The sequence below is a fragment of the Bradyrhizobium stylosanthis genome (assembly GCF_001641335.1).
Lineage (GTDB): Bacteria > Pseudomonadota > Alphaproteobacteria > Rhizobiales > Xanthobacteraceae > Bradyrhizobium > Bradyrhizobium stylosanthis.
The window spans coordinates 1454048-1480876 of sequence record NZ_LVEM01000001.1 but is presented as its reverse complement, the minus strand read 5'-3'; the positions used below and the strand labels follow the sequence as shown (position 1 = coordinate 1480876).

28 protein-coding genes are annotated in these 26829 nt (G+C 65.4%); 13 read left to right on the top strand and 15 right to left on the bottom strand.

The window, feature by feature from the left end; translation table 11 throughout:
* Nucleotides 1-139: 139 nt before the first annotated feature.
* On the top strand, nucleotides 140-3016 hold the full coding sequence (locus tag A7X65_RS07220) for a valine--tRNA ligase (RefSeq protein ID WP_063683569.1): 2877 nt from the start codon (nucleotides 140-142) through the stop codon (nucleotides 3014-3016).
* Between the two features lie 49 nt (nucleotides 3017-3065).
* Here the strand turns inward: A7X65_RS07220 and A7X65_RS07215 are convergent, their stop codons facing one another.
* Entirely contained in the window at nucleotides 3066-3668 is a 603-nt protein-coding gene (locus A7X65_RS07215) for a DNA-3-methyladenine glycosylase (protein WP_063683568.1), read from the bottom strand.
* A gap of 130 nt (nucleotides 3669-3798) precedes the next feature.
* On the opposite strand from A7X65_RS07215, the gene lipA reads away from it, so the two are divergent.
* Nucleotides 3799-4755, top strand: a complete 957-nt coding sequence (gene lipA, locus A7X65_RS07210) for a lipoyl synthase (RefSeq protein WP_063683567.1) — start codon at nucleotides 3799-3801, stop codon at nucleotides 4753-4755.
* A gap of 6 nt (nucleotides 4756-4761) precedes the next feature.
* Nucleotides 4762-5232 (top strand): type II toxin-antitoxin system RatA family toxin, encoded by a 471-nt coding sequence (locus A7X65_RS07205; protein WP_063683566.1) that lies wholly within the window; start codon nucleotides 4762-4764, stop codon nucleotides 5230-5232.
* 141 nt (nucleotides 5233-5373) lie between these two features.
* Here the strand turns inward: A7X65_RS07205 and A7X65_RS07200 are convergent, their stop codons facing one another.
* Genes A7X65_RS07200 through A7X65_RS07180 form a run of 6 tightly spaced genes read right to left on the bottom strand, consistent with a single transcriptional unit; the run spans nucleotide 5374 to nucleotide 10541 of the window.
* On the bottom strand, nucleotides 5374-6189 hold the full coding sequence (locus tag A7X65_RS07200) for a c-type cytochrome (protein ID WP_063684851.1): 816 nt from the start codon (nucleotides 6187-6189) through the stop codon (nucleotides 5374-5376).
* Entirely contained in the window at nucleotides 6189-7811 is a 1623-nt protein-coding gene (locus A7X65_RS07195) for a b(o/a)3-type cytochrome-c oxidase subunit 1 (protein WP_063683565.1), read from the bottom strand. Before A7X65_RS07195 ends, A7X65_RS07200 begins: the two co-directional genes overlap by 1 nt.
* Nucleotides 7798-8379, bottom strand: a complete 582-nt coding sequence (locus A7X65_RS07190) for a cupredoxin domain-containing protein (protein WP_063683564.1) — start codon at nucleotides 8377-8379, stop codon at nucleotides 7798-7800. Before A7X65_RS07190 ends, A7X65_RS07195 begins: the two co-directional genes overlap by 14 nt.
* Nucleotides 8376-8552 carry a hypothetical protein gene (locus A7X65_RS42530; protein WP_018641890.1) on the bottom strand — a complete coding sequence of 59 codons (177 nt, stop codon included), beginning with the start codon at nucleotides 8550-8552 and terminating at the stop codon, nucleotides 8376-8378. Before A7X65_RS42530 ends, A7X65_RS07190 begins: the two co-directional genes overlap by 4 nt.
* Nucleotides 8553-8571: 19 nt before the next feature.
* On the bottom strand, nucleotides 8572-9822 hold the full coding sequence (locus tag A7X65_RS07185; protein WP_063684850.1) for a c-type cytochrome: 1251 nt from the start codon (nucleotides 9820-9822) through the stop codon (nucleotides 8572-8574).
* Between the two features lie 11 nt (nucleotides 9823-9833).
* A complete protein-coding gene (locus A7X65_RS07180) occupies nucleotides 9834-10541 on the bottom strand; it encodes a c-type cytochrome (protein WP_063683563.1) in 708 nt (235 codons plus the stop codon).
* Nucleotides 10542-11523: 982 nt separating this feature from the next.
* Between A7X65_RS07180 and A7X65_RS07175 the strand changes: the two genes are divergently transcribed.
* Both A7X65_RS07175 and A7X65_RS07170 read left to right on the top strand, forming a co-directional pair.
* Nucleotides 11524-11718 (top strand): hypothetical protein, encoded by a 195-nt coding sequence (locus tag A7X65_RS07175; protein WP_063683562.1) that lies wholly within the window; start codon nucleotides 11524-11526, stop codon nucleotides 11716-11718.
* A 103-nt stretch (nucleotides 11719-11821) separates the two neighbouring features.
* Nucleotides 11822-12601: a mechanosensitive ion channel family protein gene (locus A7X65_RS07170; protein WP_063683561.1), complete on the top strand. Its 780-nt coding sequence runs from the start codon at nucleotides 11822-11824 to the stop codon at nucleotides 12599-12601.
* 111 nt (nucleotides 12602-12712) lie between these two features.
* On the opposite strand, the gene A7X65_RS07165 is transcribed toward A7X65_RS07170, so the two are convergent.
* Genes A7X65_RS07165 through A7X65_RS42525 form a run of 3 tightly spaced genes read right to left on the bottom strand, consistent with a single transcriptional unit; the run spans nucleotide 12713 to nucleotide 14815 of the window.
* Nucleotides 12713-13321 (bottom strand): CinA family protein, encoded by a 609-nt coding sequence (locus A7X65_RS07165; RefSeq protein ID WP_063683560.1) that lies wholly within the window; start codon nucleotides 13319-13321, stop codon nucleotides 12713-12715.
* A 3-nt stretch (nucleotides 13322-13324) separates the two neighbouring features.
* On the bottom strand, nucleotides 13325-14506 hold the full coding sequence (locus A7X65_RS07160; RefSeq protein WP_063683559.1) for a bifunctional 2-C-methyl-D-erythritol 4-phosphate cytidylyltransferase/2-C-methyl-D-erythritol 2,4-cyclodiphosphate synthase: 1182 nt from the start codon (nucleotides 14504-14506) through the stop codon (nucleotides 13325-13327).
* A 60-nt stretch (nucleotides 14507-14566) separates the two neighbouring features.
* Entirely contained in the window at nucleotides 14567-14815 is a 249-nt protein-coding gene (locus tag A7X65_RS42525) for a hypothetical protein (protein WP_167358181.1), read from the bottom strand.
* Between A7X65_RS42525 and dusB the strand changes: the two genes are divergently transcribed.
* Genes dusB through ntrC form a run of 3 tightly spaced genes read left to right on the top strand, consistent with a single transcriptional unit; the run spans nucleotide 14787 to nucleotide 18412 of the window.
* Entirely contained in the window at nucleotides 14787-15788 is a 1002-nt protein-coding gene (dusB, locus tag A7X65_RS07155) for a tRNA dihydrouridine synthase DusB (protein WP_082884850.1), read from the top strand. The genes A7X65_RS42525 and dusB overlap by 29 nt on opposite strands.
* Nucleotides 15785-16960 (top strand): two-component system sensor histidine kinase NtrB, encoded by a 1176-nt coding sequence (locus A7X65_RS07150; RefSeq protein WP_063684848.1) that lies wholly within the window; start codon nucleotides 15785-15787, stop codon nucleotides 16958-16960. Before dusB ends, A7X65_RS07150 begins: the two co-directional genes overlap by 4 nt.
* A 9-nt stretch (nucleotides 16961-16969) precedes the next feature.
* Complete coding sequence (ntrC, locus tag A7X65_RS07145) at nucleotides 16970-18412, top strand: nitrogen regulation protein NR(I) (protein ID WP_063683558.1); 1443 nt, start codon at nucleotides 16970-16972, stop codon at nucleotides 18410-18412.
* Nucleotides 18413-18600: 188 nt separating this feature from the next.
* Here the strand turns inward: ntrC and A7X65_RS42520 are convergent, their stop codons facing one another.
* Nucleotides 18601-18747: a hypothetical protein gene (locus A7X65_RS42520; protein ID WP_167358212.1), complete on the bottom strand. Its 147-nt coding sequence runs from the start codon at nucleotides 18745-18747 to the stop codon at nucleotides 18601-18603.
* A 359-nt stretch (nucleotides 18748-19106) separates the two neighbouring features.
* On the opposite strand from A7X65_RS42520, the gene A7X65_RS07140 reads away from it, so the two are divergent.
* Genes A7X65_RS07140 through A7X65_RS07130 form a run of 3 tightly spaced genes read left to right on the top strand, consistent with a single transcriptional unit; the run spans nucleotide 19107 to nucleotide 21364 of the window.
* On the top strand, nucleotides 19107-20219 hold the full coding sequence (locus A7X65_RS07140; RefSeq protein ID WP_245323339.1) for an AI-2E family transporter: 1113 nt from the start codon (nucleotides 19107-19109) through the stop codon (nucleotides 20217-20219).
* A 10-nt stretch (nucleotides 20220-20229) separates the two neighbouring features.
* Entirely contained in the window at nucleotides 20230-20682 is a 453-nt protein-coding gene (locus tag A7X65_RS07135) for a potassium channel family protein (protein WP_063683556.1), read from the top strand.
* The gene (locus A7X65_RS07130) at nucleotides 20675-21364 is read left to right on the top strand and encodes a MarC family protein (RefSeq protein WP_063683555.1); all 690 of its coding nucleotides are present in this window, start codon (nucleotides 20675-20677) and stop codon (nucleotides 21362-21364) included. The genes A7X65_RS07135 and A7X65_RS07130 overlap by 8 nt, the downstream gene beginning before the upstream one ends.
* Nucleotides 21365-21380: 16 nt before the next feature.
* On the opposite strand, the gene A7X65_RS07125 is transcribed toward A7X65_RS07130, so the two are convergent.
* Nucleotides 21381-22067, bottom strand: a complete 687-nt coding sequence (locus tag A7X65_RS07125) for a helix-turn-helix domain-containing protein (RefSeq protein ID WP_063683554.1) — start codon at nucleotides 22065-22067, stop codon at nucleotides 21381-21383.
* Between the two features lie 316 nt (nucleotides 22068-22383).
* Between A7X65_RS07125 and A7X65_RS07120 the strand changes: the two genes are divergently transcribed.
* On the top strand, nucleotides 22384-23007 hold the full coding sequence (locus A7X65_RS07120) for a response regulator transcription factor (RefSeq protein WP_063684847.1): 624 nt from the start codon (nucleotides 22384-22386) through the stop codon (nucleotides 23005-23007).
* Nucleotides 23008-23192: 185 nt separating this feature from the next.
* Nucleotides 23193-23561, top strand: a complete 369-nt coding sequence (locus A7X65_RS07115; RefSeq protein WP_063683553.1) for a response regulator transcription factor — start codon at nucleotides 23193-23195, stop codon at nucleotides 23559-23561.
* Between the two features lie 18 nt (nucleotides 23562-23579).
* On the opposite strand, the gene A7X65_RS07110 is transcribed toward A7X65_RS07115, so the two are convergent.
* The 3 genes from A7X65_RS07110 to A7X65_RS07100 are packed head-to-tail and all read right to left on the bottom strand — an operon-like array spanning nucleotide 23580 to nucleotide 26773.
* Nucleotides 23580-24164 carry an invasion associated locus B family protein gene (locus A7X65_RS07110; RefSeq protein WP_063683552.1) on the bottom strand — a complete coding sequence of 195 codons (585 nt, stop codon included), beginning with the start codon at nucleotides 24162-24164 and terminating at the stop codon, nucleotides 23580-23582.
* A 22-nt stretch (nucleotides 24165-24186) separates the two neighbouring features.
* Complete coding sequence (locus A7X65_RS07105) at nucleotides 24187-25074, bottom strand: alpha/beta hydrolase family protein (RefSeq protein WP_063683551.1); 888 nt, start codon at nucleotides 25072-25074, stop codon at nucleotides 24187-24189.
* A 10-nt stretch (nucleotides 25075-25084) separates the two neighbouring features.
* Nucleotides 25085-26773 (bottom strand): aspartate:alanine exchanger family transporter, encoded by a 1689-nt coding sequence (locus A7X65_RS07100; RefSeq protein ID WP_063683550.1) that lies wholly within the window; start codon nucleotides 26771-26773, stop codon nucleotides 25085-25087.
* Between the last annotated feature and the right edge of the window lie 56 nt (nucleotides 26774-26829).

Genomic DNA, 26829 nt, shown 5'->3' with positions numbered 1-26829 from the left:
CCTCATTAAGCCGCGCTTAAGCATCATGATTTGGCCCGTTCCGAACGGGCCGGGAAGCCGATTTGCCGCGGCGCCTTCCGCTGCCCCTTTGTCGACCTTTTCGTTGACTTGACCCGCCTGCGCGTCTTTCTAGCAGCCCATGATCGAGAAAAATTACCAGCCCGCCGATATCGAAGCCCGCATGTCCGTGGTGTGGGAGGACAGCCTTGCCTTCAAGGCCGGCCGTCCCGACCGCCGCGACGCAGTGCCGTTCACCATCGTGATCCCGCCGCCGAACGTGACGGGCTCGCTGCACATGGGCCATGCCCTCAACAACACGCTCCAGGACATCCTCTGCCGCTTCGAGCGCATGCGCGGCCGCGACGTGCTGTGGCAGCCCGGCACCGACCATGCCGGCATCGCCACCCAGATGGTGGTCGAGCGGCAGTTGATGGAGCGCCAGCAGCCGGGTCGCCGCGAGATGGGCCGCGAGAAGTTTCTCGAGCGCGTCTGGCAGTGGAAGGCCGAGAGCGGCGACACCATCATCAACCAGCTCAAGCGGCTCGGTGCGTCCTGCGACTGGTCGCGTGAGCGCTTCACCATGGACGAGGGCTTGTCGAAGGCCGTCATCAAGGTGTTCGTCGAGCTGCACCGCGACGGCCTGATCTACAAGGACAAGCGGCTGGTGAACTGGGACACCAAGCTCTTGACCGCGATCTCCGATCTCGAGGTGCAGCAGACCGAGGTCAAGGGCCATCTCTGGTATCTGCGCTATCCGATCGAAGGCAAGACGTTCAACCCCGAGGATCCCTCGACCTTCATCGTGGTCGCCACCACGCGCCCCGAGACCATGCTCGGCGACACCGGCGTTGCCGTGCATCCCGAGGACGAGCGCTATCTGAAGCTGATCGGCAAGAACGTCGTCCTGCCGCTGGTCGGCCGCAAGATCAAGATCGTCGCCGACGACTACTCCGATCCCGAGAAGGGCTCGGGCGCGGTCAAGGTGACGCCGGCGCACGACTTCAACGACTTCGAGGTCGGCAACCGCCACGGCCTGCGCCGCATCAGCGTGCTCGACAAGGAAGGCTGCCTCGATCTCCTCGACAACGAGGATTACCTGCGCGACCTGCCGGAAGGCGCTTCGCAGTTCGCCGAGGAGTTCAACAAGGTCGACCGCTTCGTCGCGCGCAAGCGCATCGTCGAGCGGCTGGAATCGTTCGGCTTCGTCGAGCGGATCGAGCCGCACACCCACATGGTGCCGCACGGCGACCGCTCCAACAGCGTGATCGAGCCCTACCTGACCGACCAGTGGTACGTTGACGCCAAGACGATGGCGAAGCCGGCGATCGCGGCGGTGCGTTCGGGCGAGACCTCGTTCGTGCCGAAGAATTGGGAAAAGACCTATTTCGAGTGGATGGAGAACATCCAGCCCTGGTGCATCTCGCGCCAGCTGTGGTGGGGCCATCAGATCCCGGCCTGGTACGGTCCCGACGGCAAGGTGTTCGTCGCCGAGACCGAGGAGGAGGCGATCAGCCACGCACTCGGCTATTACGTCGAGCAGGAGGTCATCACGCCGGAGCAGGGGCGCGAGATGGCGCTCGACCGCAACAAGCGCGAGGGCTTCATCACGCGTGACGAGGACGTGCTCGACACCTGGTTCTCCTCGGCGCTGTGGCCGTTCTCGACGCTCGGCTGGCCCGAAGACGCACCCGAGGTGCAGCGCTACTATCCGACCAACGCGCTGGTGACCGGCTTCGACATCATCTTCTTCTGGGTCGCCCGCATGATGATGATGGGCCTGCACTTCATGAAGGAGGTGCCGTTCTCGACCATCTACATCCACGCCCTCGTCCGCGACGAGAAGGGCGCCAAGATGTCGAAGTCGAAGGGCAACGTCATCGACCCGCTCAACCTGATCGACGAGTACGGCGCGGACGCGCTGCGCTTCACGCTGGCCGCGATGGCGGCGCAGGGCCGCGACATCAAGCTCGCCACCAGCCGTGTCGAGGGCTACCGCAATTTCGCGACCAAGCTCTGGAACGCCTCGCGCTTCGCCGAGATGAACCATTGTGCCGTGCCCGACGGTTTCGAGCCGGCGAAGGCCAAGGAGACGCTGAACCGCTGGATCGCGCATGAGAGCGCGCACACCACGCGCGAGGTGACCGAGGCGATCGAGGCCTACCGCTTCAACGACGCGGCCGGCGCGATCTACCGGTTCGTCTGGAACGTCTATTGCGACTGGTATGTCGAGCTCGCCAAGCCCGTGCTGCTCGGTCCCGACAGCCCGGCCAAGGACGAGACCCGCGCCATGGTCGCCTGGGCGCGCGACGAGATCCTCAAGCTGCTGCACCCCTTCATGCCCTTCATCACCGAGGAGCTGTGGGAGGTGACGGCCAAGCGCGACGGCCTGCTCGCGTTGGCGCCGTGGCCGCTCAAGCCGGCCGAGCCGTCGCCGGAGCAGCTCGCGATGCTCGCCGCTGCGGCAGGTCCCACCGATCCGCTGATCTCGCCGGCGCTGGTCATGCCGATCTTCGACCACGCCGACTTCACCGATCCCAAGGCTGAAGCCGAGATCGGCTGGGTCATCGACCTCGTCACGCAGATCCGTTCGGTGCGCGCGGAGATGAACATCGCGCCGGCGACGCTGACGGCGCTGGTGCTCGCGGGCGCCTCCGCCGAGACGAAAGAGCGTGCGCCGCGCTGGACCGACGTCATCAAGCGCATGGCGCGGCTGTCGGATATCTCGTTCGCCGACCGCGCGCCTGACGGCGCCGTCCAGCTCCTGGTGCGCGGCGAGGTCGCCGCCTTGCCGCTCAAGGGCGTCATCGACGTCGCGGCCGAGCGCACGCGCCTCGACAAGGAGATCGGCAAGGCCGATGCCGACATCAAGCGCGCCGAATCCAAGCTGGCGAACGAGAAGTTCGTCGCCAACGCGGCCGAGGAAGTCGTCGAGGAAGAGCGCGAGAAGCGCGAGGCGGCGCTGGCCCGCAAGGCCAAGCTGCTCGAGGCGATGGAGCGGCTGAAGCAGGCGTCGTGATCTTATCGTCATTCCGGGTTCGATGCTGCGCATCGGCCCGGAATGACCGTCACTTCGGGAACGGCTTGCTCAGAAACTTTGAGCCCCTGACGCCATAGCGCCAGGGCAGCTCGACCGCCTTGGTGATTCCGATGCGGATGCCGGCGACGATCTCCACATCCTCGGTCCGCGCATGCAGCGCGATCGGCGGGCGGTCCAGCGGCAGTGTGTTGTGCGCGATGGTGATGCCGAGCGCCTCGGTCAGCTTGCCTGGGCCCGAGCAGAGCGCGTGAACCTCCTGCAGATGACGACGGCGGCGCATGGCGGCGAGGCCATGGGTCGGCTCCAGCGCGCGGATCAGCACGGCGCTGGCCGAGCCTGCCTCCTCGCAGACGAAGTTGACGCACCAGTGGATGCCGTAGGAGCGGTAGACATAGGCATAGCCGGGCGGGCCGAACATGATCTGGTTCCGCGGCGTCGGACCGTTGTAGGAGTGCGCCGCCGGCTCGGTATGGTGATAGGCCTCGACCTCGACGATGATCCCGCCGACGCCGTCGACCAGCATGGTGGCCCCGATCAGGTCGCGGGCCACCTCGCGGACGTCGCGGTTGAAAAAGGCGCGCTTCAGGGCCTTGCCAAGCCGGGGTGTGGAAGGTTTCGAGACTGGAGCCATTCGAGGTGAGAATCGCCTGAGAACAGAGCAGGATATTGCCCATATCTGCCATGTTCCCTGAAGTGGTGCGAGCCGGGTTGCGATGCCGGGCCAGACCGACTAGGTAGGACCTGAACAGACCGGACACCCCATGGTCGTTATCGTCGATACCATCTCGAACCCGCTGCGCCCGCGCCACCCCGAAAAGGTGAATCGCCCCGATTCCGCTTCCCCGCCGAAGCCGGACTGGATTCGCGTGCGCGCGCCCAACACCCGCGGCTATGCCGACACCCGCAACATCGTGCGCGCCAACGGGCTGCATACGGTGTGCGAGGAGGCGGGTTGCCCGAACATCGGCGAGTGCTGGGACAAGAAGCACGCGACCTTCATGATCATGGGTGACACCTGCACCCGGGCCTGCGCCTTCTGCAACGTCAAGACCGGGCTCCCCAACGCGCTGGATGCCGCCGAGCCGCAGAACGTGGCCGAAGCCGTCGCCAAGCTCGGCCTTGCCCACGTCGTCATCACCTCCGTCGACCGCGACGATCTCGCCGACGGCGGTGCCGAGCATTTCGCCCAGACCATCCGCGCCATCCGCGCCGCGTGTCCCTCGACCACGATCGAGATCCTGACGCCCGACTTCCTGCGCAAAGAGGGCGCCCTGGAGGTGGTGGTCGCGGCAAGGCCCGACGTGTTCAACCACAATCTCGAGACGGTGCCGTCGCGTTACCTGACGGTGCGGCCGGGCGCGCGCTACTTTCACTCGATCCGGCTGCTGCAGCGGGTCAAGGAACTCGACCCCACCATCTTCACCAAGTCCGGCATCATGGTCGGCCTCGGCGAGGAGCGCCACGAGGTGCAGCAGGTGATGGACGATCTGCGCTCGGCCGACGTCGACTTCCTGACCATCGGGCAGTACCTGCAGCCGACCCGCAAGCATCACGCGGTGATGCGCTATGTGCCGCCGGACGAGTTTTCGTCCTACGAGAAGGTCGCCTACACCAAGGGGTTCCTGATGGTGTCGGCGAGCCCGCTCACCCGCTCCTCGCATCATGCCGGAGAGGATTTTGCGAGATTGAAGGCCGCACGGGCAGCTAGCGCCCGCTGAACAGATATGCCCCGTTTTTCGAGCAAGCGCCGTGTCGATCACAGCGCATCCGAGATGTTCGATCTGGTCGCCGACGTCGAGCGCTATCCGGAATTCGTGCCGCTGTGCAGCGCGCTGAAGGTGCGCCAGCGCATGGCGAAGCCCGACGGCATCGAGGTGCTGGTCGCGGACATGACGGTGTCGTTCAAGCTGGTCAAGGAGTCCTTCACCAGCCGCGTGACGCTCGATCGCGCCAATCTGAAGATCCTGGTGGAATATCTGCAAGGTCCGTTCAGCAACCTCGAGAACCGCTGGACGTTCGAGCCCAAGGGTGAGGGCGTCTGCGACGTCGGCTTCTTCCTGTCCTACGAATTCAAGAGCCGCATGCTGGCGATGCTGATGGGCTCGATGTTCGACGCCGCCTTCGCGCGGTTCTCGACGGCGTTCGAGAAACGGGCCGATGCGATCTACGGCCGGCCGAAGCTGGCGCCGACGTAGGCTTTCCTACGGATTCCACTCCATCCGCCGTCATTGCGAGCGAAGCGAAGCAATCCAGAAGTGCATCCGCGGAGGCAGCCTGGATTGCTTCGTCGCAAGAGCTCCTCGCAATGACGATGCAGATACAGACGTGCCAACCTCTCAATCCACCGCCTTCACCACATCCGGCGGCTGCGAGGCGTAATACGCTGCGGCCTGCTCGATCTCCTGCGGCGTCATGGCGCGGGCGATGTTGCGCATCTGCTGGCTGATGTCGTTGCGCCGCTCGCCTGACGCGAAGGCCTGGAGCTGCGCTTTCATGTAGGCTTCGGACTGGCCTTCGAGCCACGGACTGCCGGTCTTGTTGTCGAGGCTGCCATGGCAGGAGCCGCACGGCGCGATCCCGCGCATCGGCGCGCCGAAGATCACGATGTTCGGCTTGGGCAGCTGCGGCGTCGGGTGATAGGCCGGCAGCCGCGGCAGATACGCGTAGTAGTTCGAGAGATCGGCGATCTCCTGGTCGGTCAGATTGACGGCAAACGGCGACATCACGGCATTGGTGCGCGCGCCCGAGCGGAAGTCGTGCAGCTCCTTGTAGATCACGGCGGCATATTGACCGGCGAGGTTCGGCGAGTCGGCGCGGCTGACGCCGGTCGGGCCGTGGCAGATCGCGCAGCGCTGCGCCAGCGTGGCGCCGCGGCCGATCGCCTCTTGGCTCGGACGTGACAGCGTGCTCGACGTCAGCACGACCTCGGACAGACGCTTGTCCTGAGCCGGCGCCGCGACGGACGCCGCGCGCTGCGGCACGCCGGCGGCACTGCAGATCGCATCCCAGACATTGGCGAACTGGACCCAGGGCTGGGCGAACGGCAGCACGATGAAGCCGACGATCGCCGTCACGACCAGGATCGCAGCGGTGATGCCGACGCCGCGGGTAAAATGCGGATTGCTGAAGGTGAAGAGGTCGCGCGCGCTCATCACTGCGCCCCCACATAGACGGCCGGCACCGACGTGCCTTCGGTCAGCGCGAGCGTCAGGATCGGATAGCCGTAATTGGTGAGGGTCAGCGCGATCATCAGCGCCACCCACAGTGCATGGGTGTTGAGCGCAACCGGCACGATCACGGGCTGATGCACCGCCACCGCAAAGCGATAGGGCCCGGCGTCGGCCTGAGGCGCGCGCATGCCGCGGGCGAGGACGACCAGGAACAGGATGCCTGAGGTCAGCAGGATGAAGCCGCCGATCGCGGAGAGCGTGACGGAGAGCGCCTGCGGCGCGATAGCGGGATCGCCGAAGTCGAAATAGGCCATGCGGCGCGGCATGCCGAGGATTCCGACCCAGTGCCACGGGAAGGTCGTGACGATCATGCCGATGAACCACAGCCAGAGCTGGGTCCGGATCAGGCGGAGATCGATCAGCTCGCGCCCCGTCAAATGCGGCCACAGGTCGTAGGCAATCGCGAAATACATGATCACGATGGCGCCGCCGAAGATCAGGTGGAAATGGCCGGTGATCCACTGCGTGTTGTGGATCGAGGCGTCGAGCTGGTAGCTCATGTTGATGAGACCGCCGGCGCCGCCGAAGCCGAGCATGACGAAGGAGAAGGCCAGCGCCAGCATCATCGGATTGTCCCAGGGCAGGGTCTTGATCCAGCCGAACATGCCGCGGCCACCGCGCAGCCGCGCCGCGATCTCGACCGAGGCGCAGATCGTGAACACCGTCAGCAGCGTCGGCAGCGCCACCAGTGCGGTGAAGGCCGAGTGGATGAATTTGAAGCCGGCGCCGACCTGCGGATCGGCGAAGGTGTGGTGCATGCCGATCGGCATCGCCACCACCAGGAACAGGATGAAGGAGATCCGCGCCATGCTGTCGGAATAGACCCGCCCGCCGATCGCGCGTGGCACGATGGTGTAATAGGCGATGTAGGTCGGCATCAGCCAGAAATAGACGATGGCGTGCAGCGTCCAAGAGAAGAAGACGCGCGCGAGGCCGGCATCGATCGTCGCCTTCAATCCGGCCGCAACCGGAATGATCTGCAGCAGCAGCTCGAGCGCGGCGCCGACGGCGGTCCAGGCCCACAGATAGGAGCCCGCGACATTGGCGAACATGGCAAGCGGCACCGCCGCGCCGGGATTGGCCTTCCGCCAGACGCGCAGATTGATCGACATCAGCGCGACCCAAATCCAGGAGCCGACCACGACCAGCACGACGCCGAGATAGTAGAAGACGTTGCCGATCAACGGCGGATAGAACGTGTAGAGCACCGAGGCGCGACCGAGCGCGATCGGGATCACCGCCATGATGCTGCCGGCGACGATCAGCCAGAATCCGGCCCAGGCCCAGCGCACACCGACCAGGCGCTGCTGCAGCGCGGACTCGCTGATGGCATAGCCGAACCCCATCGCGACCAGCGTCGGGAAGACGTAGCCCATCACCGTGCCGTGCGCGGTCAGCGAGCGGTAGTAGAGCTCCGGATTGGACAGCCAGGTGCCGATCGGGCTCCGGATGAACATCTGCCAGGCGCCGAGCGTCAGCGCGATGCCAAATACGCCGAAGGCCAGCCAGAAATGGGCGAGGATGAGCTTCCTATTGACCAACACAGCTCAGCCTCCCGCCGCCCTTCGCACGATTGGCGAATTCGGTCTTGTCGATCACCTTGACCTTGCCCCACATGCCCTCATGGCCGAAGGAGCAGAACTCCTGGCAGGGCATCAGATAGTCGCCGGTCCTCGCAAAGCGCATCAGCTGCTCGGAGACGTAGCCCGGCACCAGCATGGTGTTGATATTGGTGCCCTGGACCAGGATGCCGTGGACGACGTCGGCGCTTGTGGCGCGCAGCGTGATCGGCGTGTCCACGGGCACCACGATGCAGGCCGGCGTGAAGGAATATTGCTGGCCGATCGCGCGCACGGTCACGTTGCCGTTGGCCTCCAGCACGCTGCCGAGATTGCTCTCGATGAACTCGCCGGACAGGTGAATCCGGGAGGGATCGGTGGTCTCGACGCGCGGCTGCGGCATGGTCGCGCGATGGATGCCCGCGAATGCCGCGAGCAAGGCCATCATCACGATGATGACCACGGCGATGGTCGCCCAGCGCCGCTCGACGCGGGCCGCGACCTCGGCGCTGGCGCTGGTGCTGCCGTGTCCATGGGTTTCCTCGGTGCTCATTGCAGCGGCCCGCGCGGCAGGAAGACGAACAGATAGAAGGCGAGCCACATCGCGACCACGCAGGCGGTCGCGATCCCCGCGAGCACGATGGCGCCGGAGGGGCCTTGCGCCACGACCTCCTCGACGGCCTGATCGGCGGCGGCTGGGCTGGTTGGCGGATCCGAATTGATCATGACGGGTCTCTGGCGCCTCTCAGTTCAGCGGTGCGGAGCGCAGCTCGTTGGCCTCGCGCGCCGAGACCGGCGTGCCGCGATTGCCCCAGGCGGTGCGGATGTAGGAGACGACGGCGGCGATCTCGTTGTCGGAGAGGATGCCGGCGAACGGGGGCATGCCGTACGGCATCGGGTTGCCCTTGGTGCCGGGCGGATAGCCGCCATTGAGCACCATGCGGATCGGATTGACCGCCGACTGCATCTCGATCGACTGGTTGTTGGCGAGCGGCGGCCAGTGCGGCGGCTTGCCTTCGCCCTGCGCGCCATGACAGCTCGCGCAGTTCTTGTCGTAGACGGTCTTGCCGAGGCTGATCAGCAGGCTGCTTTCCGTGGTCGGCAGCGTCGAGCTCGCCGGCGGCGGCGCGGAGGGCTCCGAGATGCCCTTGAGGTACACCGCCATCGCCCGGGTGTCTTCGTCGCTGAGATATTGCAGGCTGTTGTGCACGACTTCGGCCATCGGGCCGTAGACCACGCCGCGCGCCGACACGCCGGTCTGAAGCAGATCGGTGATGTCCTTGATGCTCCAGTCGCCCAAGCCCGCTTCGCGGTTGGAGGTGAGCGAGGGCGCGTACCAGTTCTGCATCGGGATCAGGCCGCCTTTGAAGGCGTCGGATTGCGAGGTGCCGCCGAGCGCGTTGATCGGCGAATGGCACATGCCGCAATGGCCGAGGCCCTCGACCAGATAGGCGCCGCGATTCCATTCGGCCGACTTGGTCGGATCGGGCTTGAACTCGCCCTCGCGGAAAAACAGCGTGCGCCAGCCGAGGATGAGCTGGCGGTTGTCGTAGGGGAAGCGCAGCTCGTGCGGCTTGTTCTTCTGGTTCACCGGCGGGATCGAGCGCAGATAGGCGAAGATGGCGTCGCTGTCGGCGCGCGTGACCTTGGTGTAGGAGGCGAATGGCATCGCCGGATAGATCAGCCCGCCGTCCGGGAAGCGGCCGCTGTGCATGGTCTTGTAGAAATCGTCGGCGGTCCATTTGCCGATGCCGGTTTCCGGATCGGGCGTGATGTTGGAGGTGTAGAGCGTGCCGAACGGGGTCGGCATGGCGCGGCCGCCGGCGAACAGGCGCCCCTCGGGCGCGGTGTGGCAGGCGGTGCAATCCCCGGCGCGCGCGAGATATTCGCCGCGCGCGATGATGTCGCCGGGTTTGTCGCTGGTCTTGTCCTGCGCCTGCGCGACGCCAGTGAGCGCGGCGAGTGCCAGGAATGCGATCGACAGTTTCGAGCCCATCATCCGCCTCGTCAGTTGGGCTGGCTGCCGCAGCCGAACGGCAGCGCGTAAGTGCCTTTCGGCACGGGAGCAGGATTGGCGGGGGCCGGCCGCGTCGCAAGCCAGGCTGCGACGGCGGTCACGTCGGCCTCGGTCAGGTGGCCGGCGACGAGCTGCATGCAGTCGGGCGATTTCGCCGTGCGGGTGCCGTAGCGCCAGGCGCCGAGCTGGGCGCTGATATAAGGGGCGCGCAGGCCCAACAGGCCGGGAATACCGGGCTGCATGCCGGTGAGGCCCGGGCCGTGACAGCTCACGCACGCCGGTATGTTACGACCGGCATCGCCGCTGGTCGCGAGCAATTCGCCCTGCGCCAGAACCTCCTTGCTGACCTCGCTCGGCGTCGGCTGCGGCAGCGGCGGATGCTCGCCGGCAAAATATTCCGCCATCGCTTCCAGATAGGGATCGGGCAGGAATTCCAGCAGATAGTTCATCGGCGGGTATTTGCGCCGGCCGCTGCGGAAGGCGAGAAGCTGGTTGTAGAGATAGCCTGCGGGTTTGCCGGCGAGCCGCGGGAAATAGACGTCGCTGGTGCCTTCGCCCTTGTTGCCGTGACAGGGCGTGCACGCCTCCACCCGCGCCGCCATGGTATCCGGCGGTTGGTTGGCGGTTTGCGCAGCCGCGCCATCAAAGGCGGCCAAAGTGACGATGACGACGGCCGAAGCCGCGACGCGAGCGAACACTGTCGTCGCCCTCCACAACGGGTCCGGTTGATTCCGGATCACAACGTAGCGCGACATTATTGCGTCTATACTTTCGGGCGCAAGATAGGACACGAGAGACGACGTTTGGTCGCGTCTGCACATTTGTGATCCTGATCGAATTCGACAAGAATTGCGTGCTTTTTGAAAAGCAGACATGACGCTGCGCTCTCGCGACACCTCCTGTCCGAGTCTTGCACGCTCATGTCGCCCCCGATGTCAGAGGGCGCAGGGAAGACCGGGTGCCGGCCGGGCACCCACGGTCCACTGTGCGAAAGGTGGTAACAAGAACTGCACAGCGGCATACAGGTGAAGCCCAACACACGGCCTTCCCTGCGCAGTGGTTTGACGGCTTATGCCGAGCTCTCCCCGGGGAGCGATGCACTATTGCCCCCGTCGCCTTGCGATATGACTGATGCGCGTGCCCGGTCGGGCCGCCGCATCACCGCAAGACTTGGCGCACAGACCCCGGGCGCCAGGACCACACGGTTTTGCCGTACGCTAGGTCACACCGGTCGTATGCGCGGCGGCCACCGCTCACGGTTGCCCGCCCTGCGATGCCTTTCGCGCCGATGTAACTCACGTCCACCGCAGCTCACCCCGCGCTCGTGACGATCGCGATACGCCCCTCTGACAGGGGATGAGGTGAGACACGACTACGTCAAAGCCGAAATTCGGTAAAGCGGAATATTTTTGCGGGCGGCAATTGACCCCATGCTCGTGTGTTTTGCCCGACGGGCAGCACAAGGACTTGTAGGCGTGCGCAGGCGCGCACCCCGGCATATGAACAAACACGAATTCAGATGTCGTGGGCGCGGCGGTGACAAGTGCAGTTTGTGCCAAAACGCCGGCCGTGACGGAACACCCATTGCCGCGTGCGGCACACCTGCAAGGGATGTATTTCGTGGGACGCTCAACTAACATCCGAATCGGGCGCGGGGCTTGTGAGGCGGGACCAGGACAGATGGCGCGCTGGAAGCAATCGTGGAGCGAGGAAGATCTCAACCGGCTGAGGAAGCTCGCGGGCACCAAGCCGGTCACGACGATCGCGAAAGAGCTCGGACGGACCACGGGAACAGTCCTCGCGAAGGCGATCGAGCAAAAGCTCCCCGTCATCTATCGGAACGAGCGAACGCCGCAGCGGCAGGCCGCCCGGTGAGGGCGGAATAGCTGCTGGCAATGCCCGGATTTCACGTCGTTCCCGGAAGGGATCATTTCGCGCGACAGCGAGTTCTCAACCGATTGTCCCGGTTGGAGCCGCCATGACCGTCAATTTCGAAACGCTGAAGGCCTCGCTCGTTCTCTATGGGCTGAATGCGATCTACGCGATTCTGCTGCTCGCGATCGGCTGGTATCTGTCCGGCGCGATGCAGCGTTTCGTCACGCGCATGCTGAGCGTCACTCACCGTGTCGACCCGCTCGTCACCCTGTTCGTCGGCAGCCTTGCGCGCTACGGGGTGCTGGCGATCGTCGGCATCGCCGTGCTGCAGCTGTTCGGCATCCAGACCGCGAGCCTCGTCGCCGTGCTGGGCGCGACATCGTTGGCCATCGGCCTCGCGCTGCAGGGGACGCTGTCCAATCTTGCCGCCGGCGTCATGCTGCTGCTGTTCCGGCCGTTTCACATCGGCGACGACGTCGAGGTCGCCGGCAAGGCCGGCAAGGTGAGATCGTTGTCGCTGTTCATGACCGAGCTGGTCGCGGCCGACAACACGCAGATCCTGTTGCCGAACGGGCAGGTCTGGGGCGCGGCGATCGTGAACCACAGCGCCTATCCCGGCACGGGCGAGGTCAAGGTGGCGTTTCCGGTCCCGGCAAATGCAGCCAATACGCTGGCCGATCGCATCCTGGAGGAATTGCGCAAGGACGCGCGCCTCGACCATCAGGCGCAGCCTGCCGTCTCCGTCACCAAGGTGCTCGATGTCGCCAATCCCGCGGCACCGATCCTGGAGTTGACGGTCAGCGCGAAGGCGAAGCCGTCCGAGGCCGGTGCGGTGAAGCAGTGCGTCCTCGATCACGCCAGCGCGTTGCTGGCGGCGGCGTGAGGCGTCTCATCAGCTTGGGCAATCTCGTAGCCTGGAGCGGACGTAATCCGGGATTCGCATCCGCGGACATAGTGTTCCCGGACTGCGCTTCGCTCCACCCGGGCTGCGACCTCAGCCTCGCGGCGAGCGCGGAGTTCTGCGCTTCACCGCATGCCGGCGCGGCGAGCGGGTGACGCGGGGGCGCAGGCGGCTTGCGGCGGTGCGCTGCGGCTTGGCTTGGACTTGCGGGCCGCGGGCGAGGTCCATCAGCATGCGCAGCGCCTCCACCACCGAGCGGGCGCGCACGGCGCTGCGGCCGATCGCGCCGAAGCGGTGCTCGCGGTGGATGATGCGGCCATCGCGCGCGGCGGCGGCAAAGTGCACGAGCCCGACCGGCTTGCCCGGCGTGGCGCCGCCGGGGCCGGCGATGCCGGTGATGGCGACGGCGAGATCGACATCGGCGCGCTCCAGCGCGCCGACCGCCATCGCGGTAGCGGTCTCCTTGCTGACGGCGCCGAAATTGGTGAGCGTGCTGGCCTCGACCCCAAGCATCGCGCGCTTGGCGTCATTGGAATAGGTGACGAAGCCGCGGTCGATGACGTCGGAGGAGCCGGGGATGTCGGTCAGCGCGCCGGCGACGAGGCCGCCGGTGCAGGATTCAGCCGTGGCGATCGTGAGCTTGCGCATCCGGCAGAGGTCGAGCAGCGAGCGGGAGAGGGCGCGTGCGTCGCTGCCGGCCATGATCTACAGGCTCCAGGGCAGGCGGATGGTGGCGCTCGCGGTGGCCGCGATGCCTTCCTCGCGGCCGGTGAAGCCGAGCCGCTCGCTGGTGGTCGCCTTTACTGCGACGCGGGAGATGTCGACGCCGGAGATCTCGGCGATGCGGGCACGCATGGTGTCGCGCAAGGGGCCGATCTTCGGCCGCTCGCAGATCATCGTCACCTCGAGATTGGCGACGCGGCCGCCGCGCGCCGCGACGCGCTCAATGGCATATTTCAGGAACTGGTCGGAGGAGGCGCCCTTCCACTTCGGATCGGTCGGGGGAAAGTGCGAGCCGATGTCGCCGTCGGCCAATGCGCCGAGGATCGCGTCGACCAGAGCATGCAGGCCGACATCGCCGTCGGAATGGGCGAGAAAACCCTTGCTGTGCGGCACGCGCACGCCGCAGAGCATGACGTGGTCGCCTTCGCCGAAGGCATGCACGTCGTAACCGGTGCCGGTCCTGATGTCGCCGAGCTGGGCAGCCAGGCGCGCTTCCTCGCGCACGAAATCCTCGGGAGTGGTGAGCTTCATATTGGCAACATCGCCTTCAAAGGTTGCAACCGTCAATCCCGCCCATTCGGCAATCGCGGCATCGTCGGTGAAATCGCTGCGCCCGTCCTTTGCGGCGCGACGATGCGCCTCCAGGATGACATCGAAACGAAAGGATTGCGGCGTCTGCGCGATTCGCAGGGCGGCGCGGTCCGGCGTGTCCTCGACATCGCCGCTTGCGCCGGTGACCTTGATCGTATCGGTGACGGGAACGACAGGGATCGCGGCACCCGTGCGGCTCGCCGCCTCGATCGCGCGCGAGATGACGCCTGCCGAGACGAAGGGCCGCGCGGCGTCGTGGATCAGGACGATGTCCGGCTTATGCCGGGCCAGCGCTTCGAGGCCGGCGAGCACCGAGGCCTGACGGGTGGCGCCGCCATTGGCCGGGGTCTCGTGATTCAATCCTGCGACCGCCGCCGTGAACATCGCAGCGTCGTCGGGGTTCACCACCGGCTGCACCGCGAACACATCGGGATGGCGGCTGAACGCTTCCATGGCGCGGAAGATCACCGGCACGCCGCCGATCGTCCGATACTGCTTCGGCCCGCCGGCGCCTGCGCGCAGGCCGCGTCCGGCCGCGACAAGAACGACTGCGGTGCGCTGTGATTTCGCCATAGGACTCAAATACTCAGTTGTTCGTGAAAGAGTCGGGGAGTGGGGTGATGCCGCATGCCTCTAGCACGGCAGGCCCGCAAAAAAAGGGGGTTTCCCCGGATTGTGGGAAACAGCAATTTGCTGCACTGCACTTGAAAGATTTGCAGAACTGTCTAAACTGTAGGCATGACGCTTGACTGCACAAGAATTGTGCGCAAGATAGATCATGGCCAGCGCGATGAGGCGCTGCTGAGTTGACGAGACCCCCGTGACCGGCCCGGCAATATCCGGCTCTAAGCCGTTGAAAATAGGCGATATTGAAGTCGCCACCCCGGTCTTCCTGGCGCCGATGTCGGGGGTGACTGACTCGCCCGTCCGCCGGTTGGTCGCCGAGCTCGGGGCCGGTCTGGTTGTCTCCGAGATGACTGCGAGCGATGAGCTGGCCAATGGCCACCGGATGTCCCGGTTGCGCTGCGAAGCGACCGGAATCGGCCCGCACGTGGTCCAGCTCGCCGGCTGCGAGGCGCACTGGATGGCCGAAGGCGCCCGGATCGCCGAAGCCGAAGGCGCCGATATCATCGACATCAACATGGGCTGCCCGGCCCGGCACGTCACCGGCGGCCAGTCCGGCTCGGCCCTGATGCGCGATCTCGACCATGCCGTCAGCCTGATCGACGCAACGATCGCGGCGGTGAAGGTGCCGGTGACGCTGAAGATGCGGCTCGGCTGGGACGATCGCACCCGCAACGCGCCGGAGCTGGCGCGGCGCGCGCAAGCCGCCGGCATCAAGCTCGTGACGGTGCACGGCCGCACCCGCTGCCAGTTCTACAAGGGCGAGGCCGATTGGGACGCGATCCGCGCCGTGCGCGAGGCGATCTCTATCCCGCTCATCGTCAACGGCGACATCACCACTTACGAAAAGGCGCTCGCGGCGCTCGAGGCCTCCGGCGCCGACGCCGTAATGATCGGCCGCGGCGCCAACGGCCAGCCCTGGCTGCCCGGCCAGATCGGCCGCCGCCTCAATGGCGGGCCGGCGGAAATGGCGCCGTCGCTCGCGACGCAGCTTCATTATGTCCGCACGCTTTATGAAGGCGTCTGCGCGCTCTATGGACTGCGCGTCGGTCTCAAGCATGCGCGCAAGCATCTCGGCTGGGCGCTCGACGTCGCGGCCGATGCCGGCCGCGCGCCGGCCGAGAAGCTGAAAGCCTGGCGCCAGAAGATCCTCACCTCCGAGGATCCGCGCCTCGTCCACCAGTCACTGCAAGATGCCTTCGACGACTTCGCATGGAGCGCTGCTGCATGAGCTCAGCTGCTGAACATCGTCGGCCGATCCCGTCCGACAGCGACGCGATCCTGGATGCACTCCCCAATCCCGTGCTGATGATCGGGCCGGACGGCAAGATCGTCGCCGCCAATATCGCGACCGAAGCCTTTTTCGAGATCTCGACGCAGTTCCTGAAGCGGCAGTCGCTGAAGGAGCTGGTGCCGTTCGGCAGCCCCTTGCTGGCGCTGATCGACCAGGTGCGCTCGTCGAACGCGCCGGTCAACGAATACAAGGTCGATCTCGGCACGCCCCGCATGGGCGGCGACCGCCAGGTCGACCTGCACGTGGCGCCGCTGACGGAGCGGCCCGGCCACATCGTGGTGATGCTGCAGGAGCGCACCATCGCCGACAAGATGGACCGTCAGCTCACCCACCGCAGCGCCGCGCGCTCGGTGATCGCGCTGGCAGCCATGCTCGCGCATGAGATCAAGAATCCGCTCTCGGGCATCCGCGGCGCGGCGCAGCTACTGGAGCAGCAGGCCTCGTCCGAGGACCGCATGCTGACGCGGCTGATCTGCGACGAGGCCGACCGCATCGTGACGCTGGTCGACCGCATGGAGGTGTTCGGCGACGAGCGCCCCGTGGTGCGCGGGCCGGTCAACATCCATTCCGTGCTGGATCACGTGAAGCGGCTGGCGCAGTCGGGCTTTGCCCGCAACATCCGCTTCATCGAGGATTACGATCCCTCGCTGCCGCCGGTGCTGGCTAACCAGGACCAACTGATCCAGGTGTTCCTCAATCTGGTGAAGAATGCCGCCGAAGCGCTGATCGACGTGCCCGACGCCGAGATCCAGCTCACCACCGCGTTCCGCCCCGGCGTGCGACTGTCAGTCCCCGGTCAAAAATCCCGGGTATCCCTGCCGCTCGAGTTCTGCGTGAAGGACAATGGACCAGGCGTGCCGGACGATCTTCTGCCCAATCTGTTCGATCCCTTCGTGACCACCAAGCAGACCGGCTCTGGCCTGGGTCTTGCTCTGGTCGCCAAGATCGTCGGCGATCACGGGGGCATCATCGAATGCGAATCTCAGCCGCGCAAGACCACCTTCCGCGTGCTGATGCCGATGTATTCCACATCGGTGAAACATGCCGATCACAGCAGTCGCGACGGCTCTGCCGGGAAGTCGTCGTCTGCGTCACAGGGGGCAAAATGAGGATTAACGATGCCCGCAGGTAGCATTCTCGTTGCTGATGACGACACCGCCATCCGCACGGTTCTCAATCAGGCACTTTCCCGGGCCGGCTATGAAGTCAGGCTCACCGGCAACGCCGCCACGCTGTGGCGCTGGGTCAGCCAGGGGGAGGGCGATCTCGTCATCACCGACGTTGTGATGCCGGACGAAAACGCCTTCGACCTGTTGCCGCGGATCAAGAAGATGCGGCCGAATCTGCCCGTCATCGTCATGAGCGCGCAAAACACCTTCATGACCGCGATCCGCGCCTCCGAGCGCGGGGCCTATGAATATCTGCCAAAACCCTTCGACCTGAAGGAGCTGATCGCCATCGTCGGCCGCGCTTTGGCCGAGCCGAAGGAGAGGGTCTCGACGCCGGACGAGGACGCCGAGATGGAGGCGATCCCGCTGGTCGGCCGCTCGCCGGCGATGCAGGAAATCTACCGCGTGCTGGCGCGGCTGATGCAGACCGATCTCACCGTGATGATCACGGGCGAGTCCGGCACGGGCAAGGAACTGGTGGCGCGCGCACTGCACGATTACGGCAAGCGCCGCAATGGTCCGTTCGTCGCCGTCAACATGGCCGCGATCCCGCGCGACCTCATCGAATCGGAACTGTTCGGCCATGAGCGCGGCGCCTTCACCGGCGCCAACACCCGCGCCTCCGGTCGCTTCGAGCAGGCCGAGGGCGGCACGCTGTTCCTCGACGAGATCGGCGACATGCCGATGGAGGCGCAGACGCGGCTGCTGCGCGTGCTGCAGCAGGGCGAATACACCACCGTCGGCGGCCGCACCCCGATCAAGACCGATGTCCGCATCGTCGCGGCCTCCAACAAGGATCTGCGCGTCCTGATCCAGCAGGGCCTGTTCCGCGAGGATCTGTTCTTCCGCCTCAATGTCGTGCCGCTGCGGCTGCCGCCGCTGCGTGAGCGCATCGAGGATCTGCCGGACCTGGTGCGTCACTTCTTCGCGCTCGCCGAGAAGGACGGATTGCCGCCGAAGAAGCTCGACACGCTGGCGCTGGAACGGCTGAAGCAGCACCGCTGGCCCGGCAACGTGCGCGAGCTCGAGAACCTCGCGCGCCGTCTTGCTGCGCTCTATCCGCAGGACGTGATCACGGCCTCCGTCATCGACGGCGAGCTGGCGCCGCCCTCGGTCAGTCCGGGGGCCGCGGTCCAGCAGGGCGTCGACAATCTCGGCGGCGCGGTCGAAGCGTATCTGTCCTCGCACTTCCAGGGCTTTCCGAACGGCATGCCGCCGCCGGGCCTCTATCACCGCATCCTCAAGGAGATCGAGGTGCCGCTGCTTACGGCCGCGCTCGCCGCGACCCGCGGCAACCAGATCCGCGCCGCCGACCTGCTCGGCCTCAACCGCAACACGCTGCGCAAGAAGATCCGGGATCTCGATATCCAGGTCTATCGGAGCGGCGGCTAGTTTTAACGATGAACGCCCGGCGCCGCTCTGCGCGGCGGTGGCTCAGCTCCCCCTACCACAGCGGAGCTGAGCCTGTCCGGATCGCGCTGGCCGTTTTGGCTGGCGCGGTGAGCAGAAGTCCGGATCGGGCGAAATGTTCCGCTTGTCGGTCGAAATAGTCATTCGTCCGCAGGACGCGACACCGAACCTTACCTGACCAGGCGTGCAGGCACCGGCACGATGTTGGCGAGCTGCGTCGCCGGCGGCTGTAGCCCCACGCCGTTGACCAGGAGGTCGGCGGCCACAATCAGCAGCAGCACGGCTGAAATCATCGTTGCGAGAAAGAACCTGTCCATCCCCGTCAATCCAGAGGCAAGGGAATCCGTTCCCGCGGATCAGCCTCTGATCTGTGGATTACGCCCTCCAGGCGTCCGCGAAATAATCCATACGTCACAATCGGTTGACGGGCTTCGCATTTGCCGACGTCTGCCGCGCGGATGTCTGGCCGGCGTTCTTCACGCGCATCCGACACCGGCCGGCCGATTCGTTTGATTGCAGGCCGGCTCGACCTCGACCGGCATCAAGCCGCCCGGGGCGGCACGTGATCGGGGAGCAGGAACCGGTCGCCGGGACCGCTTGATCTGGATCAAGAATGCCGCACGGCGGAGGCCGCTACGTCCATCGGGTATCCGCTCTCCCAGAGGATAGCGTCGTCTTGACCCCGCTTCGCAAACTTCTGTCCGCGGAACAAATTGTCCAGCTCGTGATCCGTCTCGGATTGCTGGGGCTCCTGATCGCATGGACATACGTGATCATCCGTCCCTTCGTGCCGATCCTGACCTGGAGCGCCGTGCTCGCGGTCGCGTTCTATCCCGCCTTCAGCTGGCTCGCCAAACGCCTCGGCGGCCGGCCCCGGATGGCCGCGGTCATTCTCACCGTGACGACGCTTGCCATCGTCATCGGTCCGGCGACATGGCTCGGGCTGAGCGCGGTCGAAGGCATCAAGGACCTCGCGAGCCAGATCGGCACCGGCGATCTCGTGCTGCAGGCCGCACCGGAATGGCTCAAGGACTGGCCGCTGGTCGGCCCGCAGCTGTTCGATCTCTGGACGCTGGCCTACACCAACATTCGTGCCGTTCTGCGCGAGGTCGCGCCGTATCTGAAGCCGCTGGCGGGGGTGATGCTGTCGTTCGCCGGCAGCGCCGGCGTCGGCACGCTGCAGTTCCTGCTGTCGGTGCTCGTCGCCGGCTTCCTGTTTCCGTACGGACCGCAGCTCGTCGGCGCGGTTCGCGGCTTCCTATTCCGCATCGTGCCGGAGCAGAGCGAGCATTTTCTCGAGCTGGCGGGCGCGACGATCCGGGCGGTTTCGCAAGGCGTGATCGGGGTTGCGATCATCCAGGCGCTGCTGGCCGGCATCGGCCTCAAGCTCGCGGCCATCCCCAGCGCCGGCTTGCTCGCCATCCTCGTTCTGCTGCTGTCGATCGTGCAGATCGGTGCCGCGATCGTGCTCGTGCCCGTGGTGATCTGGATCTGGATGGACAAGGACGTGACGACGGCGCTGCTGCTGACGATCTTTCTCGTCGTCGTCGGTCTGCTCGACAATATCCTCAAACCCTTGGTCATGGGCCGCGGCCTGAGCACGCCGACGCTCGTCATCCTGATCGGAGTCATCGGCGGCACCTTGGCGCACGGCATCATCGGCCTCTTCATTGGTCCGATCATTCTGGCGGTCGCCTGGGAGCTCGCGGCGGCCTGGATCCGGATCGACCGCGCCGCAGGGTTCCAGGAGCAAGACAAGTCCGGGATGTCCGCGGCCGTCCAGAAGTGAGTTCGTCGCTATGCTGCTTCAAGTCCTTGTCGCCACGCTGGTCAGCGCGACCAATATCGGGATCCACGCGCTGGCGACGGTCGCAGCCATATCGATCGCGCGAACGGCCGGTTACAGGCAGACCGATGGTCCGCGACTGCATCTGATGGGCGTGATGGTCGCAACCGCCGTAGCGCTGAGCCTTGCGCACACAATGGAGGTCCTGGTCTGGGTCTGCACATATTGGCTGGTCCAGGCGGCGCCGCCGGGAAGCGACCTCCTGTATTTCGTCTTCGTGAACTACACCACGCTCGGATACGGCGACATCACGCCGGTGCCCGCATGGCGGCTGATCGGGCCGTTGACGGCCATGAACGGCATCCTGCTGTTCGGCTGGTCGGCGGCCATCCTGTTCGAGGTCCTGCAGAAGACCCTCGAGCATCTCGCGGCAATCGAACGGCTCCCGGGCAGGAAGAATGCTTGAATTCACGTCGTCGAAGTGGGTTGCCGATTTCCTGTTCGGCTTCGGCGCGCTGTTTGCGATCATCAATCCCTATGGTCTCGCCTTCGTCTTTCTGGACAGGACAATAAGCCTGTCCGAGGCCGAGCGTGCCAGTGTCGCATGGCGTGTCGCAGCCTATGCATTCGCGGTCCTGCTGGTGTCGCAGTTCCTCGGAAGCCAGATCCTGAACTTTTTCGGCGTCACGATTCCCGCGCTGCGCATCGCCGGCGGTCTCGTCGTGGCCGCGACCGGATGGTCAATGCTGCATGCGGTGCCGACGTCCGGTAGCGCACACGCGGTCTCGTCGGCCGATGCCGCGACGATCCAGCGCATGGCGTTCTTCCCACTGACCATCCCGCTCACGACCGGGCCCGGGACGATCGCCACCGCCATCGCGATCGGCATCAGCCGATCGGACAGCCTGGATGCCAGATTCGCCTCATCGATCGTGTCGCTGCTCGTCGCGCTGGCCATGACCGCGGCGATCTACCATGCCTACCGCAAATCCAGCGCCATGGCGCGCCTGTTCGGCGAGGAAGGCACCAGCGTCGTTACGAAACTGTCGGCGTTCCTGCTGCTCTGCATCGGCGTGCAGATCATCATCACGGGAATTTCGGAGGTCGCGCGGTCCATCATGGAGACGGCTCCGCGCGCGATTCCATAACGCGCTACCGCACCGCTCAGGGCTGCAGGTCGAGGCTGGCGAGCTGGTGGCGGTCCAGAAGCACGATCTGGCGCTGGGTGTTGCCGATGAAGCCGAGAACGCCGAGCTCATGCAGCCGCGACAGGGCACGCGAGACGGTCTCCAGCGTCAGGCCGAGATAATCGGCAATGTCGCGCCGCGACATCGGCAACGCCATCACGCCCGCGGCGGTCAGCCTCTTGTCCATCTCCAGCAGGAATGCCGCGACCCGCTCCAGCGATGTCTTGCGGCCGAGCAGCAGCATGTGATCTTCCGCGTGCTGGAGGTTGCGCGTGGTCATGCTGAGCAGGTTTCTGGCGACCATGGCATCGCTTTCCGCCACGATCTCGAGGCTCTGCCGCCTGACGATGCGCACCGTGGTATCGACGATCGCCTCCGCCGTGAAACGGTGCTCGCTTCCGTTCGCCAAGCCGAAGATGTCGCCGGTCAGGTGAAAGGCGCCGATCTGCCTGCGGCCGTCGGACAGCAGCTTGTAGCTTCGTACCGCGCCGGATTTGACCTGGTAGACGTATTCGGCGGGCTCTTTCTCGCCGTAGATCTCGGTGCCCTTTTTGTAGGAAAATTCGATTAAACTGACGAGCGCATTTGTCTCACTCGTCATGCCGAGATCGCGAAGGGAATTGGGGCGCGGTGCGGCGGACTCAGTCGCGATGCGAACGAACATGGCCAACTCCTCTGCTGAACGCTGAATTGGTCTGTGTCAGACAAAAAGGCCGTGCAGCGGCAGAGGCAGCCGCGCTGAACCCGCTCTCCCGCCGAGGTTGATTTACGACTAACGCGGTATTTCCATCCATTGTCCCAAGGTTCAATGTACCAAGGGACAGCAAGGCGGCTTGCTGCACGGATTGAGAAGGCCCTGCCGGGGCCCGGAATTATCCTGTTGCGAAGCAGTTATTTCAATTTCCAAACTATTGGCATCCGCGTTTCCTCGGTTAAACACTCTCCGGTGTTGATTTTCTTGAATTCGCGCGAGGTGAATGGTGTCCGGTCTTGTCCATGTCGTCGATGATGACGCATCGTTCCGGACGGCGATCGAGCGCCGGCTGAAGCTTGCCGGCTATGACGTCGCCACCTACGCGTCCGCCCAGGACCTCCTGGATGCGGCGCCGGACGATACACGCCCAGGATGTATTCTGCTCGACGTGCGCATACCGGGCTTGAGCGGCCCCGAACTGCAAAGCCGCCTGATCGCGGCGGGCTCGAACTTACCGATCATATTCCTGACCGGCCACGCCGACACGCCGACGACGGTGCAGGCCATCAAGGCGGGTGCGGAAGACTTCCTGACCAAACCGGTTTCATCGGAACTGCTGCTCGATGCGATCGCGCGAGCGCTGGCGAGGCAGGACGCTGCGCGCAGCCAGCGCGGCAGGCTCGACGGTTTCCGCGTGCATCTTGCGACGCTGACACAGCGCGAGCGGCAAGTGTTCGATCTCATCGTTCGCGGCAAGATCAACAAGCAGATCGCGTATGAACTCGGAACGACGGAGCGAACTGTAAAGGCGCACCGCCATCAGGTGATGGAGAAGATGCAGGTTCATTCGCTTGCAGAGCTCGTTTCGATCGCGGAGCGGCTTGGAATGCTGGATTCGAACGGCGGTTAGCTGTTCTGTCGCTTCGAATACAGTTCCTGCGATGTCACTGCCCCAAAGGTCAATAGGAAGTACGCTGACGTGGTGATGCCATGTCACTGCGACGCGCGTTGTGTTCGTCCTCGCGAGATCGTGGCAGAGCGCATCGATCGTTGCTGCCGCGTCACCGTTCGTGTCAAGCCGGAAAGGTCGCTTCAGTGCCGACGCGCGAATCCGTCTTTGTCGTCGACGACGATCCGTCGGTGCGGGCCAGCCTGAACAGGTTGCTGCGCGCGCACGGATTTGCCGTGGCGCTGTTCGAGTCCGCGGAGGCCTTGCTCGATCACGACAGTTTCGAGACGGCGATCTGCATCGTGCTCGACATCAATCTCGACGGAAAGTCCGGCGTCGATCTCAGGCGGAAGCTGGCAGAGGAGGGCGTCACGGCACCGGTGATCTACATTACCGGCAACGACAGCGCGGTGAATCGCACGGCTGCAGTTGCGTCCGGTTGCGTCGCCTACCTGACAAAGCCGTTCACGGCGCAGTCCCTGATCGAGTCGGTCACGCGTGCCGCCGCCGCATAGCGCAAGAAGGCGAAACGCTCATTCGTCGACATACTGTTCCAGCGTCTTGGCCGGTGGGCCCTTGTGGATCGCGGCGAACTTCGTCAGCGGCACCAGGGTCGTCAGGGCCAGGAGGTTCGAATCGACGACCTCGAGCGCCAGCGTCTTGCCGGAGTCCATGTCCTTGACGAAGCCGGGCGAGACGACGTCGGCCGCGATGCAGGCGTTGGTTAGGCACCAGCTATAGGGAACACTGAAGCTGTTCCGCTGGTCGACGGTCAGCTTTGCCGGCCGCTGCAGGTACATGCCGACAGGCACGAAAAGCTGCAACCGGGCCGACGGCGCGTCGTCGCGCTCGATCAGGTCGATGCGCACCGCCATCTGCCCGGTCGGGAAGGTCCCGGTGATCGTCGTCCGACACAGCATCGGCGCACCGCCGGCCTTGAAACACAGCTTTTGCCAGTCACCATAGGTGATGTCCTTGGCTTCGCGCTGTCCGCGTGTGGCCGCCTCGGCGGGCTTGTCGGCCCGCGCGGCTTTCGGCGCGGCGAGGGCGGAATATGTCGTAGCTCCGAAGACGGCGGCGATCAGCAGGCCACAGACACGGTTGCGGATGGCGAACATGGTCGGGCCTCCAGGGCAGGCTCTATTTTTGCGCGTCGAGAAATTGTGTCACCAGCGGCGACCAGAGCGGGATCGCATCGGGCGAGCCGATGAAGAAATGTCCCTCGTTGCCGAACGGCGGCATCAGGTGATATTCGGCGCGGCCGCCGGCCGCCGTGAACGCCTGATGCATCCGCTTCGACAGATCCGGTCCGAAGAACGTGTCGTTCTCGATGTAGATCCACAGCATCGGCACCCGCGAGGTGCGGCCGAAATCCGCGGTGGCCTCGACCAACCTGTCGGGGGCGCAATTGTTGTTGGGCTTGCCGCCGACCCGGCCGCCGCGGCCGGCGGCGAAGGTGATGATGGCCTTCACCTGCGGCGGGTTGACGCTGGACAGCGCGATCGAGGCCCAGCCTCCGGCGGACTGGCCGATTACGATCACGTCCTTTGGGATAATCCGCTTCTCGGCGGTCAGGTAGTCGATGATCCAGAGATCGACCTGCGCGACCGCAAGGCCGGCATCATGGAAGTTCGGATTGGTGCATTTGCCGACCTTCGAGAAGAACGGTCCGTAGATCGCGCGCTCGGGGATGTCTATGGCCGCCGCGCCATAGCCGCTGCCGACTGGGGCCACCACGAGATAGCCGCGCCTTGCGAACCATTTTGCGGCGTCACGGAATTCGACCAGCGGAAAGAAGCTCCGGTCGGTCGGGTTGAGCGAGACGCCATGGTTCATGATCACGAGCGGGAAGGGGCCGTCGCCGACCGGGCGCACCAGATAGGCGAACATCGGTAGCGGCAGCGGCAGCGCCCAGATCTCTTCCTGGATACGGATGTCATTCTCGGCGCGGGCCGGCGCCACGATCCCGGCGACAAGGAACAGGACGATCGCGAGGTGACGGCGGATTGCGGAGACGTCGAAGCGCATTCTAGCCTCCTCAACCGTTGAAGGTGGCGGCCACGACGATCGGACCGAGTACGGTGAGAACGACATTGCCGACCGCATAGGGGACCGCGACGCCGAGCACCGGGGTCTGGCTCTCGGCTACATCGCAGGCGCCGGTGACGGCGGCATCGACCGTCATGGCCCCGGCGAGCGCTCCGCAGGTCACGACCGGGTTCATGCGCAGAAGGTAATAGGCAACAAGCGTTCCGATCGTCAACGGGATCAGCGTGACGACGATGCCCATGCCGACCAGCAGGGCGCCATGCGCCTGGATCGCCGACCAGGCGGCAAGCCCGTTGCCGAGGCCGATGGCTGCGATGAAGCCGCCGAGCCCGAGATCGCTCAGCGTCTGCTGCGCGGCCGGCGGAATTGCGCCGATACCGGGCCTGCGCGTCCGCAGCCAGCCGCAGACGAGGCCCGCGATCAGCGCGCCGCCGCCGCCACCGAGCGTCAGCGCGACCGTGCCCGCCTTGAAGCTGGCGAGACCTGCGAGAAGACCGGCGGCGATACCGATAGTGAGGAAGGCGATGTCGGTCCGGTCGGCGCTATTGAGGGCATGTCCCACTCGGGCAGTCGCTCGCGTGATGTTGCCGGTGTTGCCGACCAGCGTCATGACGTCACCGATATAGACGCGGGTGTCGGGGCCAAGAGGCACCTCCCGGCCCATGCGCGTGAGCCCGCGCAGGAACACCCCGCGCGCATTGTCGCCGAGCCGGTCGACGATCTCGCGGAGCGAGCGGCCGTGCAGTTCGCGGCTCTGGACCAGCACGTCGATCACGTTGCCGGGCAGATTGCGCAGCAGCTCTCCCGCATCGATCTCGTCCCCGAGGATGGGCTTGGCCGCAACAATGGCGGCGGTAGGCCCGGCAATGACGACGTCGTCGCCGACCGCGAGCACGATGTCCGGCTGCGGCTTGAGGTCGGCACCGCCGCGCACGATCCGCTCCACGATGGTCCGGCTGCCGATCTCGGCCTCGATCGCCGCGACCGTGCGGCCCGCACCGGCGGTGACGCGATAGGCGCGGGCCTGGAATTTGCGATAGGACAGGTTTTCCGTCTTCGGCAGCGCGCCGCCGGCGAGCTCGGCTTCTAGCTTCTTGGCCTCCGCCTTCAGATCGATACCCATCAGACGCGGCGCCACGAACGGCACGAACAGCAGCGTCAGGATGTAGCCGAGCACATAGGTCACGGCATAGCCGGCCGCGATATTGGCCTCCTGCTGCTTCAACGTCTCGGCGGGCAGGCCGAGTTGGGCCAGCGCGCCCGATGCGGTGCCGATCACGGAGGATTGCGTCAGGGCCCCGGCGGTGAGGCCCGCGGCCGTGCCGGTGTCGAGCTTGAACACGTGGGCGAAGATCAGCACGAGCAGGAGACCGGTGCTGCCGATCACCAGCGCCAGTACCACCTGCGCCAGCGTCCTGACGCTCAAGGAGGCGAAGAACTCCGGCCCTGAGCGATAGCCGATGGTGAAGACGAACAGGCTGAACAAGATCGCCCTCAGGATCGGAGGGAAGGTGAAATGCCCGAGCTGTCCGATCAGCACCGCGACGATCAGGATGGAGGCGGTGGTGCCGAACGAAAAACCGCGAATCCTGATCCGGCCGAGGACGGTGCCGATCGCGATCGTGAGCAGCAGGAAGATTTCCGGTGCGGTGGCGATGATCCACCTGACGGTATCCATGGTCGCTTTTCCCCGGCACTTTGCGGCGGATTTGATGGCGCGCGCGAGACCATTGC